Genomic DNA, 13,985 nt, shown 5'->3' on the forward strand with positions numbered 1-13,985 from the left:
AAGGGCATCCGCGGTAGGGGCGCTGGCGGCCGGTTCCACGGTCGGTCGCTGCCGAGATCGGCTATCGACGTATGCACCGGTGTCCAAGGAGCCAATGCATCGTAATTTTTGCAGGTGCGGGCTTCTTGGGTGTCATTACCACGAAACGAGGGTCGAATGACGAAACGCGTGGATATGATGTCTCCCGTTCGACGGTGAAACGGTCGCAACTCGTCTCGGGCAGACCGAGGCTCATCCATTCGTGCATGCACAACGCTTGTGCGTGCCAGAGTCCATTCCTTGGGGGCCCACATGAAGGTCGCGGTATTCGGTCTTGGCTATGTCGGGGCAGTGACGGCTGCCGGCCTTGCAGCTCGAGGGCATCGCGTCGTCGGTGTCGATGTCGACACGCACAAGGTCGATCTGATAGCGCACGGCCAGAGTCCAGTGGTCGAGCCGGGGATTGATGATCTGATGCGCGAGGGCGTTGCTTCGGGCCGGCTCTCCGCGTCACAGGACGCGCGCGTTGCCCTCGACGGTGCCGACGTTTCGCTGCTTTGTGTCGGCACACCATCCACATCGCGGGGCGCCACGGATCTCACCTTCATCAGCCGGGCTGTCCGGGACATTCGAGACGCGATGACGGTCGTCTCGCCGCCGCGGACCGGCCACCACAGCGTGGTGGTCCGCAGCACCGTTCCTCCCGGCACCGGCCGTGACGTCGTCGCGCCCGTCTTCTCCGACAAACTCCCCGCCGGCTGGAGCGTCGGAACTGCGATGTGTCCGGAATTCCTGAGGGAGGGCGCTGGAGTCGCGGACTTCTTCGACCCGCCGTTCGTCGTCGTCGGCACGACCGACGCCGAGACGCATCGCTCGCTTGACGAATTGTTCGCGTTCCTGGAAATCCCCCTTCACCACGTCACCGTGGAGACGGCGGAAGCGCTGAAGTACGCCTGCAATGCTTTCCACGCAACCAAGGTCGCGTTCGCCAACGAGATTGCACGGGTGTTCCGCCCATATGGCGTCGACTCCCGCGAGGTCATGAGGATCTTCTGCGAGGACACAAAGCTGAACATTTCACCGACGTACCTCCGCCCAGGTTTTGCCTTCGGGGGTTCCTGTCTGCCGAAGGACCTCCGGTCACTGCAGCACTTGGCCAGGACGAGCGGTGTGGAGGCTCCACTGCTTGTCGGCACGACCACGAGCAATGAGATCTCCGTCCGCGAGGTGGTCGATCGTGTCGTCGCCGCGGATGGCCGCCGGGTCGCATTGTTGGGTCTGAGCTTCAAGTCGGACACCGATGACCTGCGTGAGAGTCCGAACGTCGAGCTGGCGGAGCGGCTCGTGGGTAAGGGCTTCGATGTTCGGATCTACGATCCGATCATCAACCCCGAGCGGTTGATCGGCACGAACCGCGCGCACATCATGGCCCGTCTCCCGCACTTGGACCGGCTGTTGACGAACTCTCCCGAGGAGGCTCTTGACGAGGCTGATGTGGCGCTCGTCACCTCGACTGGCACCGAGGTGGTCGAGGCGTTACAGCACAACTCACCAGGACTCCTGATCGATCTCAGCGGTCGCCTCGGCAGCGATGTGGAGGATGTGCCCGGCTATCAGGGAGTGGGCTGGTGACTGCTGCTGACGCGCCCCGCGTTCTCATCATCGTGCAAAACCTGCCAGTGCCGTTTGACCGGCGGGTTTGGTTGGAGTGCCTGGCATTGCGCGATGTGGGCTACGACGTCACGGTCATCTGCCCGCAGGGCCGCGGGACTGGCGCATTTCAGGTGATCGATGGCATCACGATCCGCGCTTATCCGCCATATGCACCCGGTGGGAGCGCGCTGAGTTACGTCGCCGAGTACGCATACTCATTCACAGCGACCGCCTATCAGCTGGCGCGAGTTCGCAGGGCTGGCCGATTCCAGGTTATGCAGGCCTGCAACCCGCCGGACATCTTCTGGCCGCTCGCCAAACTGCTGCGGCGAGTGGACGGCACCCGGTTCGTGTTTGATCACCACGATCTGTCACCAGAGCTGTATCGTTCGCGATTCCCGGAAGGTGCGAGGCTCCCCTTGCGGGGGCTGTATGCGCTGGAGCGGGCCACCTTCCGTACAGCCGATCGTGTCACCTCGACCAACGAGTCGTATGCCGCCATCGCTCGCAGCCGCGGCGGCAAGGACGCCAGCCGGGTCACCGTTGTGCGCACTGGCCCAGATCCGGACCGGCTGAAGCCCGCCGAGGCGGACCCGGACCGTCGTCGCGGCAGGCGTTACCTCGTTGCGTACATAGGAGTCATGGGACCACAAGACGGCGTCGACCTCGCGCTGGAGGCGGCGAACATCGTTGTCAATCAGCTTGGTCGAACGGATGTGTCGTTCACCCTCATCGGCGGGGGTGACTCCTGGGACGATTTGGTCGCACAGCGGGACAGGCTGGGTCTCCAGGACTATGTCGAGATGCCGGGTCGGGTCCCGGACGAATACGTCATCTCGGTGCTGTCATCTGCGGACCTCGGGCTGTCTCCAGACCCAAAGAATCCGTTGAACGACGTCTCCACGATGAACAAGACGATGGAGTACATGGCATTCGCGATGCCGGTTGTTGCGTTCGATCTGCGTGAGACCCGCGTCTCGGCCGCTGACGCTGCACGCTACGTCCCCGCAAACGATGTCGAGCTCTTCGCCAAGGAAATCGTTGGCCTGCTGGATGATGCTGAGACTCGGGCGATCATGGGCAAGAAAGGTCGCGAGCGGATCGAACGTGAACTCGCGTGGCAGCATCAGCGCACCGGGTACGTCAATGTCTTCGACGAACTGACGGGCCGTCGGGAACGCTGATGACGACCGTGTTGATCGCCGCACACAACGAGGCGGGCATCATCGGACGTACCCTCGATGGTCTGCTCAACGAGGGCGGGGATTCTTCCATCCGGGTTGTCGTGGCCGCGAATGGCTGCACCGACGACACCGCGGCCGTCGCGCGGCGACGGCATGTGGAGGTCGTGGAAGTGGCCGAGCCCGGTAAGGCCGCTGCGCTGAACGCTGCCGAGCACGGGCTGATCGGATATCCACGTGTCTACCTCGACGCTGACGTGAACCTCACCCGAAGTGCTGTCGAGCAGCTTACGAGGGCGCTGCGTTCGGTCGACGACGACAGCTCGCAGCCGGCTGTTCTCGCGACGGTGCCGGCGCGCCGCGTCGATGCGTCGGGGAGCACTGTGTTGGTTCGGATGTATTACGCCGTGAACGCACGACATCCGGCATACCAGACGGGCCTCTTCGGGCGAGGCGCGATCGCTCTCTCCGAAGACGGTCGACGGCGGTTCACCGAATTTCCTGAGATCATCGCAGACGACCTGTTCCTCGACTCGCTGTTCGGCCCGGGAGAAACGGCCGAGGTCGACAATGTGGTGAGCGTTGTGCGCGCGGTGCGCTCCACCCGCGACCTCGTTCGCCGGCTCGCAAGGGTACGTCGCGGGAATGCGCAATTGCGCGCGGCCGACGCAACGGGTCAAGTGCGGCGGGCGATGGGCCCCGGCTGGTTGGTTGCGGCTGCGCGCACCGATCCGCGGATCATTCCGGGGGCTCTCGTCTATGCCGCGATCACCATCGCGGCTGAGGTGCAATCTCGGTGGGGCGGTGACGGTTGGGGCGCAGACCGGTCGACGAGCGATGCAGAGGCGGCGGTCATCCGATGAGTTCCGCTCTTGCGCTCCCTGCTGGGCGCCGGGTGAATGTGTGCTTCCATGGCGTCGATCGTCCGCGGCGAGCACTGGAACACGGCGAAAACAAATACTGGGTCAGCCATGACGAGTTCTTGCGTCTGGCAGACGCATTCGCGACGTGGGACGCGCTTTCGCTGAGTTTTGACGATGGCAACGTTTCCGACGTCGAGATCGTGTTGCCCGCCTTGGTAGAGCGCGGTATGACCGCAACGTTCTTCGTGCTGGCCGGTCGACTGGATCAACCTGGCAGCCTGACGACGGGGGACGTGCAAGAACTGGTCGAAGCCGGGATGACGGTCGGAAGTCACGGCTGGACGCACACTCCCTGGACCCGGCTCGACGGAGTCGAACTCGATCGCGAGGTCATTGACGCTCGTGACCTAATCGCCGAGATCACCGGTGCACCGGTCACGACTGCGGCCCTGCCGCTGGGCCAATACAACCGAGCCGTGCTGAAGGCAGCACGACACGCTGGATACTCGACGCTGTTCACCAGTGACAGGCAGACCACGGGCGCGAACTCTTGGCGCCAGGCGCGATTCAGTGTGCAGAAGGGGACGACGCCGGAATCTCTGACGACTGCTGTCGCGACAGCGCTGGAGACACACCGAAGGGTCTACTCCACGCTCAAGCAGTTTCGCAAGAGTTGGTCGTGATCATGACATCGGGTCGCGAGCGGCTCGCATGATGACCATCACGCCGAGGCCGGTGCGGGGTACGCGGTGGCGCGCCGGGCCATGGAGCGTCGGCCCGTCGCAGCGGTTCGTCGGGTTGGACGTGGCACGCGCCGTTGCGCTGGTGGGCATGATGATCGCCCACATCCTCCCGAAGACCGTACGCGGTCACGTTCCGCTGTCACAACGCATGGTCACCGGCAACTCAGCTGCCCTGTTCGCGGTGCTCGCGGGAGCTTCGCTGGCGTTGATCACCGGAGGGCGGGTGCCCCACACGGGACGCCGGCGCGTCGAGGACTCCAGCGCCGTGCTGGTGCGCGCCGTCGTGATCGTTATCTTTGGACTCGCCCTGGAGCAACTGCATCCAGCGGGCATCGCCGTGATCCTGCCCTACTACGGCGTGCTGTTCGCATTGGCCATTCCATTCTTGTGGTTACGTCCGGCACAGTTGTTCGCACTCGGCGTCGCCTGGATGGTTGTTGCGCCGGTGGTATCGCAAGTGGTGCGACTGGCTCACCCCACGTCGACCGCCGGCGGCTTCAGCGGGCTAGGTGTCGGCGGGATTTTCTTGCGGCTGTTCCTCACGGGCCAGTATCCGGCCTTCACCTGGATTGCGTATCTCTTCTGCGGGATGGCGGTCGGCCGACTAGATCTGCGGCGAGCAGATCGTGCTCTCGCGCTGCTCTGTGGCGGTGCTCTCGCAGCGGGCCTCGCGGCCGTCGTGTCCCACCTGGTCACCTCCCTGCCAGGCGTCCACGAGCGACTTGTCGCCACATGGGACGGCACGACCGTGCACTCGTGGGCTGCGCTGCAACCTGAGCTGGAAGTCGGACTGCAGGGCATCACGCCCACTCACAGCTGGTGGTGGCTCGCGATCGATGCGCCACATTCCGGCTCGGGGCCGGACCTGCTCCAGACGACAGCCACCGCTCTCGCCGTCATCGGTGCAGCGCTACTCGCCACGCGCGTCGTGCCGAGACTCTGGCAGATTGTCTTCGGCGCCGGCGCGATGACACTCACCCTCTACAGCTTGCACATCGTCATGGTTCTCCCGCAGACCTGGCCGGACCACGGTCCTCGACGCCTGTTGCCGGAAGTTGCCGTCGTGGTGATTGCCGGAGCGGTGTTCGCCCTTCTTCGGCTCAAAGGCCCGCTGGAAACGATTGTCGCCGTCATCTCCCGTGCCGCAGCACGGGCGGTCGGCCGCCTGCTGAAGATTCGTGGGGATCGTCGTGGCTGAGTCGCTTGCGGGTCGTGTGACCCGGGCAGCGATGTGGAGCGGCATCAACACCGTTGCGATGCGGCTGGTCGGGATGGTCGTCACGATGATCATGCTGCGGATCGTGACGCCGGCAGAGTTCGGTAACTACGCCGTCGCACTAGCGGTCTTCACTGTCGTCAGTTCATTCTCGGAACTCGGGCTGACGGCATGCATGGCCCAGGCTGACATGGATCCGGAGGAGATCGGTCCGACTGTCTCCTTCCTGTCGATTGTGATCGGCGTGGGGCTCGCGGTCGCGATGCTCATTCTGGCTCCGTTCCTGGCGGTGCTGCTCGGGGCCCCCGACAGTGCGGGCGCGTTGCGGATCCTCGCGCTCTGTATCGCAATGGTCGGTCTGTTCACGATTCCGTGCGGCATCCTCGCGCGGGAGTTCCGCCAGGATGCAATGTTCTTCGGAGTGGCAGCGGCCTTCCTGCCAGGCAATGTCCTGATGATTCTTCTTGCGCTGAACGGGCCTGGCGACATCGCATTCGCATGGTCCAGGGTGTTCGGTCAGTTGGTGACCGGGTGTGTGCTCATCTGGTTCGCGAAGAAGTTCTACCGGCCCCACCTCGACCGAAGCCAGGTGCGACGCGTGCTGCGCTTCGGAGTGCCGATCGCTGCCGCAAACCTGGTCGGATTCATGCTCCTGAATGCGGACTACCTGTTCGTCAGCAAGGTGCTTGGCCCCGTACGTCTCGGCATCTACACACTTGCCTTCAACGTCAGCTCCTGGGCAACGGCAACGCTCAGCTCGATGGTGCTCAACGTCGCGATGCCGATGTTCAGTCACGCCAAGAGTGATCCGCAGCGATTGGGTCGAGCGCTGCGCAGTTCACTCAGCCTGATCTGCCTGGTCGCCTTTCCGATATCGGGGTTCACCGTGGTGTTGTCAGGTGAGATTGTCGACACGCTCTACGGTCATCGGTGGATCGCCGCAGCTCCGGTGATTGTGGTGCTTGGCGTCTATGGCAGCCTCTACGTTGGGTCGTTGCTACTCAGCAATCTACTGGTGGGTATGGGATATCCGACGCCCAACCTGATCGTGCAGATCATCTGGCTTGTCGTTCTCGTACCCGCAATGTTCCTGGGTGTTGAAGCGGACGGTATGCGCGGTGCCGCGTTTGCCCATGTCGTGGTCATCGTTGTGGTCGTTCTACCGGCCTACTTCGTGCTGACCAGGCGGTTCGTCGATGATCTCTCCAGGACTCTGCTCGCCTCCACCTGTCCGGCCCTTGCCCTGACGGTCGTCAGCGCCCTCGCCGCCTGGGCGGCCAAGCAAGTGTCAGATGTCGCAGGTGGACGGCTCGCAATCGGACTCGTGGTTGGCGGGGCGGTCTACCTGACCCTCGGTCTGCCGGTCATGGGGCAGTACCTACCGGGCAAGGTCATGCGGCTGCTTGGTCGAGTGCGACTTGATGAGTGGGCTCGCTACCCGCTCTACAGCCGACTACGGCGACCGGCAGGAGCGGTCTCTCGCGACTGACAGCTGCCGCTGTCGACGTCGATCAGCTCAGGACGGCGAAAGTGCAACCATGCTGGCCAGGAGAGCCGTCGTCGATGGGTCCGCAGCCGCGCCTGCGAGCATCCCATCGAGCCATTGGTCGTCGAACACCCTCGTCTTCCGAACGGGGTCGAGTAGGCTCGGGTTGCGTCGCCAGTGCTCGGTCAGGAGCGTGGTGAGCGTGTCACCGCCGGCCGGCGGCCGCCGGGTGTTGCGAAGGCGCTGGGCAATCTTGCGGCCTGCCTTCTGTGCGACCGGTACTCCGTTGGTGAGCCGTTGGCCCAGGCCAGGTGCCGCATAGGCCAACGGCGCCCGTCGACCCTCGAGTGGGATCTCTGCGAGCTCTGGATCCAGGCGGCACACCAGCTGTGCGAGGAAGCGGGCGTGCGCCTTGTCCACGGGCGCAAGCGAATTCGCGATATCGATGAACCGCGGATCCAGCATTGGATTGACGGTTGCGCGTCCCAGGCAGACCGCGCTGTCAACGACGCCTGACCAACGCTGCATGCGCTCGTACAAATACATCCGATCGGTCGCGTCAGGCCATGGCAACCCGGTGTTCAGTAAGACCTGGTGGACCTCATCGGTGGCGAATGGACGCGCCCACTCGCCGAATTCAGCATTCAGAGCTCCCGTCGCCACCGAATCGTTGGCGAACATGCGCCAGTCCACGAGGAGTCGCGTGAGTGGACGTGCTACCGGGTAACCGATGACCGGGCCCACGTAATAGAAGCCGCGCGCAACCTCACCACCGAGACCAGAGATGCGGGCGCCTTGGGGGAAGGCTGACTCGACCACGAGCAATGCCGCATGTGCGACCGGGTCCGCCATGCCGTTGAGTTGGCGCGCGCTGAACATGACGAGCGCGTGCGCCTCGCTAGGGTCGAGGTCGCTGAGCTCGGACAGGCCCTGCACCAGATGCACCATCCCATAGCGCTCGGCGAGTTGGGCTGCGATCCGGACGTCCTCGGAGTCCGGACCACTTGACAAGGTCAGGACGCGGAGGCCCTTACGACGAGAACGCGGAATGGCGGCCAGCAGGATGCGGGAGTCCAGCCCACCAGTCAGCTGGAGGATGGCGTCGGGGTTCTCGTCCAGATAGTCGACCATGTAGTCGCTCAACATCGTGGATGCCTCGGAGACTGCCGTGTCGATGGGTATCCGGCTGTGGGGCGAAGCGGGCGCGTATTCGTCGATCGTCAGCTCGCCGTCGTGGAGGGTTATCCGCTGGCGCTCGCGTAGCTTGCGCACACCGTGGATGAGGGTTCGGTCGCCCAGTTGCCAGCCAAGCATGGCTTGGACGGCAACGCCCTGCCGGTCGATCCGCGCGTCGTCAAGGTGGGCAAGAACCAGACTGGATGTGGAGACGGCGCTCCACCCATCTCCTCGGCGATGATAGACGTGCCGGAATCCGAGCATGTCGGTCGCGGCGCGCACGGTGCTCCGATCGTCGATCTGCAGAGCGGCGAACGGGGGCATCAGATCCCAGATCGTCTCGTCGCCGGCCGTAGCGGTAGCAAGGTCAATTGCAGCGGGTGGAATCGCTGCACGCGGCCCGCGAGCAAGCCCGCTGATGACCACCGGCGATCCGCTGGCCTGCTCGGCGACGAGCGCCCCCCACGTGGCGACTGTCGTGTTCTCACGCCGCACGATGGTTGGCGTCGTAATGCCCGCGGCACGAAGCGCAGACGCTGGATCCCGATCCTTGCAGTCACCATATGAGACAACGAGGATGCCCCCGGCGTAACGGTCGACGTCGATCATGCGGTCAGTATGCTCGCGTGCGTTCTCCAGATCCGGCGAATACTCAGAACTCGCATGGAGTCACCGCGGACTGGTCGTTCGCCGGGTGGGTATTCCGGTCAGGCCAGTCGCTGACGGCCGTGCAGGTATTGCGTCAACGCGACAAGGGTGAGCACCGAGAGTAACGCCATTCCGGCAACGGCTCGCATCCTGCTTCCCGACTCGAAGTAGACCGGTGGGGGACTGGAACTCACCAGGATCTTCACCCGCTGGCTCGACTCGACATGGTGGGCGTCTTCCCTCGCGGTGACACTTGCGCGGATTTTTCCGACGAGGTTGTCGATTTTCGCGGTGACAGACTCTGCACTCGGTCCTGTTGCTTGGACTTGCATACCGGCAACACTGAACGAGTACGACCATTGGCTGCCGTCGTTGGGCTGGACCACCGACCAGCCGTCATAGACGCCGCTGTCGAGCAGTGTCACGCTGGCATCCACCGGTTGCGGTGGTGTGTGCAGACCTGCAACCGAACGGACGGTGACGCCCGCGAGTTTGATCAAGCTGTATCGTGACTCGGAAGACAGCGGGTTGAGTGCCCGGGTGAATGGATCGCTGGCCTCCGCGGAGTTCGGTGCGGCGAAGGTGACGCGGACCGTGCCCTGGTAGGCCCCATGCGTCTGCAACGCCCACACCCAGCCTCCACACAGGCCGAGCAGCATAATGAGGACTAGACCGCGTGTCTGCAATAAGCCAATGATATTGCGGCGGCGTCCAACTGTGTCGTGAGAGCCTTGCGGCATCATCGAGGACCTGCTTTCCCGCCCGATATTGCATACTAAAGTAACACTAGGCGATCGGTGAACCGAGAAGAGTCGCCGGAATTCGAGTTGAGGGGGAACCCCGGTGAAGGTAGATCTCGCCGGTGCGTTACGACGCAGGTGGTACGTCGTGCTGGTCGGCCTGCTTTTGACCCCGTTGTTGTGCTTCGGGGCATTGCGCGCCTCGGGGGTCACTTATGAGGCGAAGGCCATGCTGTTGCTCCTGCCGCCGGGGGCGACGGTGCCCAAGGCGGGAAACCCCTACCTCAACCTGGGCAGCATGCAGCCAGTGGTCGGTGTGCTGTCTGATTCGATGCTGAGTCAGCAGACAGCGCTGACGGTCAAAGACGTCAGCCCGACCGCCACTTACACGGTTGCACCGGATCCCGCGACCAGTGGCGCGGTGCTGGTTGTCGACGTGACGGACAGCACCTCCGCCGGAGCGTCCAAGGTCCTGAAGACGTTGACGACGCTGGCGCCTCAGCGTCTGGATCAACTGCAGGTAGCAGCGAACACTCCAGCTTCGGGTCGGATCACCACGGATCTCGTGGCAGAAGACACGAAACCCATCGTCAGCCATAAGAGTCAACAGCGGGCGGGATTGCTCGCGCTGGCACTCGGCCTTGCAGCCACCGTGCTGGGCGCGTCCTTCGTCGATGGTCTCGTGGCACGTCGTCGAAGCAGACGCGCCGCCAATCACCGCACCGGGCGACGCAGGTCCTCCGATGCCTCCACCGAAGCCGAGGAGCAAAGCCAGCGCGACGCGCAACAATCGGCCCCCGATGACTCGCTCCCCGAGTCGGTAGAGCCCAATACTGATAGCGATGAGTCCGAGCTCGACGTGCACGCTTCATCCCACCTCAGCCGACGCTCGTGACGCCGCCGAGGCGGATCAAGGGCAAGCATGACGACTCTCGACGTTGATCGGAATCCGGACGACCAGGTCGTGAGTGCCCGCCCTGGAAGGGGGCCGGCGGATTGGGGTATTTGGCGGTTCGATGTCACCGCGGTGCTGTCGCTGTACGTGTGGATGTTTGCGTTCATCCCGTCGGTCCTTGTCTTTGCTCCGCTCGGTGCTGCAGGTACGCCCGCACAGATGCTGGGTATCCTCACGTTCCTCTGGTGGTACTCCGAGAGGCTGCGGCGCGGTGAGCAGGCACATCGTCACGGAGCCACGATTCGGTTCGCGCTGACTCTGTATGCGTGGGGAATGACTGCGAGCTACGTTGCGGCGGCGACCCGCCCGATCGCGGCATTGGAGATCAACGGTTCCGACCGCTCGTTGATCAGCCTCACGGCATGGTGTGGTGTCTTGTTGATCAGCATCGACGGTATCGCCAGCCGAGACCGGCTCGAGCTTCTCGTGCACCGAATTGCCGTGGCAGGTGGGGTGGTTGCCGCACTCGGTCTAGTGCAGTTCGCGACGAAACGCCAGTGGGTCGACCTCATCCAGATCCCGGGGTTGAGCTTCAACTCCGATCTCGAAGCGGTGAGTCGCAGCGGGTTCGATCGTCCGGCCAGTACTGCGACCCATCCCATCGAGTTCGGCGTCATCATTGCCATGTGCCTGCCGATCGCGATCCACGATGCGATGCATGGTCGACCGGGGCGGTCGCTCCTTCGGCGATGGTGGCCGGTGGCGGCGATTGCGATGGCCTGCCCTGTCAGCATCTCTCGCACGACGATCGTTTGCCTCGTCGTCGGCCTTCCCATCGTGGTCGCTGCGTGGCCGCGGCACAAGAGACGCGTGATGTACCTGGCCACGATCTGCGTTCTGGCCGTCTTTTACGAACTCGTCCCCGGGATGGTCGGGACGCTGACGAACATGTTTACGGGGATCAGCACCGACGGGAGCGCCAAGTCACGGACGGACAGCTACTCCTACGCATTCATGTTCATCGAACGATGGCCGATCTTCGGCCGAGGCTATGGAACGTTCCTTCCGCAATATCGCATCCTGGACGACATGCTTCTCGGGATTCTGATCGGAGGCGGCGTCGTCGGTTTCGTGCTCACTGGCTGGTTCGCACGCGGCGCGGTTGTCACGGGCATACGCATCATTCGTACCTCGGCCCGAGGTAGTTGGTCGGATTCATTGGCCCGGGCGTTGGTGGCGGCCGTCCTTGCGGCATTCTCGAGCTTTGCCACCTTCGATGCCCTGGGGTTTCCCATGGTGCCGAGCCTGCTGTTCCTGGTGATCGGACTGATCGGCGTGCTTGCGCGGATAAAGGCCGAGAAGTCCACCGAACTCGAGCCCGATGTGCAGCCACCCGGAGTTCCAGAGACACCGATCGACGGCCAGCCCGCTTCGGCCGAGTTGAGTACCGAAAACAGCAGGTCAGAGCGAGAGGATGCCGATGGATAGCGGGGCCCAGGGAGATGGAATGCCTGACGGTCGAGCGGCGGAGTCACAGGCTCTTGCGATCGTCACGCCGACGTACTCGGTGGACTACGGCGTCTTCGCCGAGCTCCGGCGGTCCGTGCAGCGGTTCGCCCCGGCTGGGTCGATGCATTATTTGATCGTCCCACAAGAGGATGTCCCACTCTTCTCGCCGTTCAGCGGACCGGACTGCGTTGTCTGGCCGGCTCGGGAACTGCTGGTCCCCGCGATCCGACTGACGCCACGGCTCTCCCGGTTGAGCGACCGCCTGCCGCGCATTCCGGCATCAGCACGTGTCGTGGCCATTGAACCCCGGCACCCATTCCCTCCGATCAGAGGGTGGATCCTGCAGCAGGTGCTGAAGCTCGCGGCTGCCGACCGGCTTCCGGTGGCCACTGTTCTTGTTGCGGACTCGGACGTCGAGCTCATCCGCCCACTGGACTCCCTGGTGTTCCAGAACGACGGCCACACTGTCCTCTATCGCCGTGACAATGCCGTAACTGACGCGTTGCCGGACCACGTCCGGTGGCACAAGTCGGCGCGCGCACTCTTGGGCCTTCCGGTGGCAGAGCCGCCGTACCACGACTACATCAGTGCGTTCATCGCCCTCGACACGGCGGTGGTGCGTCAGCTTCGTGCCCATTTGGAGCGGCAGCACGGCACGTCGTGGCAGCAGGTCATCGCGCGCCAGCTGAACTTCTCGGAATGGACCTTGTACGGCGTTTTCGCCGATGAGGTGCTCGGCTGGCGCGACAATCCAGAACGGCACCGCGACAGCTCACTGTGCCACGAGTACTGGGGCTCCGTTGCGATGGAGCATGCCGAGGTGGACGAGTTTGTGAGCAAGCGCCGGCCGGACGACATCGCGATGATGATCTCGGCCAAGTCCCACACGACCATGTCCGTCCGCCGGGCAGCCTCCGAACTGATCGCTCCGGAGACCTGAGTAGGTACTTGAGGGTCAGCACGCGATGGCACCGTGTGGCAACGCCACACGGTGCCACCTGACTCCATCCGGTCAGGCCGGTTGGACGCCCGAGTCGCTGTGGCGTCTGGCGAGGACGTAGAACCAAGGTGAGCGCGCGACCAAGCTCGCGTCGTCGAGCAGTTGCCCGTCGAAGTCCAACACCGTCGCCGAATCGAATCCGTGGTCGGCCACCTCGGTGCGCGCCGCATCGGGGGTGATGTAGTGGACGATCAGGGACCAGCTGTGCGTCGGCATAGTGTCGATCGCCCAGTCACCGTGGTCCTCGAACACCGCCGAATTGTGGTGCACGTTCCGGAATCCCGCCAAGTGCTCACCCGGCCGCAGCGCGGCCCGGGCCGCGAAACGCACCGCTCGGTACGGGGTCGGCAGTTTTCCTGGGGCATGGGTCGGTCCTGCGTGTGCGCCGTAGAACGGCCCGCATCGGTTGAGGGTCGAGTAGATGAGCCGTCCGCCCGGTCGTAGCACGCGCGCGAACTCGTCCAGCGCTCGTGACCGGTCGTCGTGGTTGAGCGAGTCGATCCCCGCGTTGCTGAAGAAGATCATGTCGAATGAATCGTCCGCGAACGTGAGCGCGCGTGCATCACCGAGTTGTATGTCGGCCCAGGGGCAGTTCTTCCGAGCGGCTTCGACCATCGCGGGCGCGTAGTCGATGCCGACGTAGTCATGGGTGAGGAGGCCGACCAGCCAGCTCGTGCGGCCGGCCCCCACTCCCACGTCCAGGATGCGAGTGTCTCGGACCTCGTCGGCCACTTGCTGGATCGCGATCCGCTCACCGGCATCGTTCCAGTTGAAGTGCTCACTGTAGACAGGGGCGGTGTGTGTCCAGGTGGAACCGTTCGTGTCCGCCGGCATGTGTGCCGTTTGTTGTTGTTCGTGGTCCGGGCGATCAATCATGGTGGCTCCTTGAGCCCGGG

At 63.9% G+C, this 13,985-nt stretch carries 12 protein-coding genes; 9 read left to right on the forward strand and 3 right to left on the reverse strand.

All coding sequences use genetic code 11. From position 1 onward, the window contains the following. The first annotated feature begins 291 nt into the window (after positions 1 to 291). Genes FHU39_RS00640 through FHU39_RS00665 form a run of 6 tightly spaced genes read left to right on the forward strand, consistent with a single transcriptional unit; the run spans position 292 to position 7,124 of the window. The gene (locus tag FHU39_RS00640) at positions 292 to 1,611 is read left to right on the forward strand and encodes a UDP-glucose dehydrogenase family protein (RefSeq protein WP_183318030.1); all 1,320 of its coding nucleotides are present in this window, start codon (positions 292 to 294) and stop codon (positions 1,609 to 1,611) included. Then, positions 1,608 to 2,816 carry a glycosyltransferase gene (locus tag FHU39_RS00645; protein WP_183318032.1) on the forward strand — a complete coding sequence of 403 codons (1,209 nt, stop codon included), beginning with the start codon at positions 1,608 to 1,610 and terminating at the stop codon, positions 2,814 to 2,816. Before FHU39_RS00640 ends, FHU39_RS00645 begins: the two co-directional genes overlap by 4 nt. Continuing rightward, complete coding sequence (locus tag FHU39_RS00650) at positions 2,816 to 3,676, forward strand: glycosyltransferase family 2 protein (protein WP_183318034.1); 861 nt, start codon at positions 2,816 to 2,818, stop codon at positions 3,674 to 3,676. Before FHU39_RS00645 ends, FHU39_RS00650 begins: the two co-directional genes overlap by 1 nt. Beyond that, positions 3,673 to 4,359 carry a polysaccharide deacetylase family protein gene (locus FHU39_RS00655; RefSeq protein ID WP_183318036.1) on the forward strand — a complete coding sequence of 229 codons (687 nt, stop codon included), beginning with the start codon at positions 3,673 to 3,675 and terminating at the stop codon, positions 4,357 to 4,359. The genes FHU39_RS00650 and FHU39_RS00655 overlap by 4 nt, the downstream gene beginning before the upstream one ends. A gap of 28 nt (positions 4,360 to 4,387) precedes the next feature. After that, positions 4,388 to 5,617 (forward strand): heparan-alpha-glucosaminide N-acetyltransferase domain-containing protein, encoded by a 1,230-nt coding sequence (locus FHU39_RS00660; RefSeq protein WP_183318038.1) that lies wholly within the window; start codon positions 4,388 to 4,390, stop codon positions 5,615 to 5,617. Next, positions 5,598 to 7,124: an oligosaccharide flippase family protein gene (locus FHU39_RS00665; protein WP_183318040.1), complete on the forward strand. Its 1,527-nt coding sequence runs from the start codon at positions 5,598 to 5,600 to the stop codon at positions 7,122 to 7,124. Before FHU39_RS00660 ends, FHU39_RS00665 begins: the two co-directional genes overlap by 20 nt. Positions 7,125 to 7,151: 27 nt before the next feature. Here the strand turns inward: FHU39_RS00665 and FHU39_RS00670 are convergent, their stop codons facing one another. After that, complete coding sequence (locus tag FHU39_RS00670) at positions 7,152 to 8,906, reverse strand: asparagine synthetase B family protein (protein WP_183318042.1); 1,755 nt, start codon at positions 8,904 to 8,906, stop codon at positions 7,152 to 7,154. Between the two features lie 98 nt (positions 8,907 to 9,004). Then, the gene (locus tag FHU39_RS00675) at positions 9,005 to 9,688 is read right to left on the reverse strand and encodes a hypothetical protein (protein ID WP_183318044.1); all 684 of its coding nucleotides are present in this window, start codon (positions 9,686 to 9,688) and stop codon (positions 9,005 to 9,007) included. 145 nt (positions 9,689 to 9,833) lie between these two features. Here FHU39_RS00675 and FHU39_RS00680 point away from each other — a divergent pair, with 145 nt between their 5' ends. The 3 genes from FHU39_RS00680 to FHU39_RS00690 all read left to right on the forward strand — a co-directional run bounded on the left by FHU39_RS00680 (position 9,834) and on the right by FHU39_RS00690 (position 13,029). Continuing rightward, positions 9,834 to 10,580 carry a hypothetical protein gene (locus FHU39_RS00680; RefSeq protein WP_183318047.1) on the forward strand — a complete coding sequence of 249 codons (747 nt, stop codon included), beginning with the start codon at positions 9,834 to 9,836 and terminating at the stop codon, positions 10,578 to 10,580. A 27-nt stretch (positions 10,581 to 10,607) separates the two neighbouring features. Then, complete coding sequence (locus FHU39_RS00685; RefSeq protein WP_183318049.1) at positions 10,608 to 12,068, forward strand: O-antigen ligase family protein; 1,461 nt, start codon at positions 10,608 to 10,610, stop codon at positions 12,066 to 12,068. Positions 12,069 to 12,147: 79 nt separating this feature from the next. Then, a complete protein-coding gene (locus FHU39_RS00690) occupies positions 12,148 to 13,029 on the forward strand; it encodes a DUF6492 family protein (protein WP_183318051.1) in 882 nt (293 codons plus the stop codon). Between the two features lie 72 nt (positions 13,030 to 13,101). On the opposite strand, the gene FHU39_RS00695 is transcribed toward FHU39_RS00690, so the two are convergent. Beyond that, the gene (locus tag FHU39_RS00695; protein WP_183318053.1) at positions 13,102 to 13,965 is read right to left on the reverse strand and encodes a class I SAM-dependent methyltransferase; all 864 of its coding nucleotides are present in this window, start codon (positions 13,963 to 13,965) and stop codon (positions 13,102 to 13,104) included. Positions 13,966 to 13,985: the final 20 nt, after the last annotated feature.

Origin of the sequence: Flexivirga oryzae (assembly GCF_014190805.1) — a bacterium.
GTDB classification, from domain to species: Bacteria; Actinomycetota; Actinomycetes; order Actinomycetales; family Dermatophilaceae; genus Flexivirga; species Flexivirga oryzae.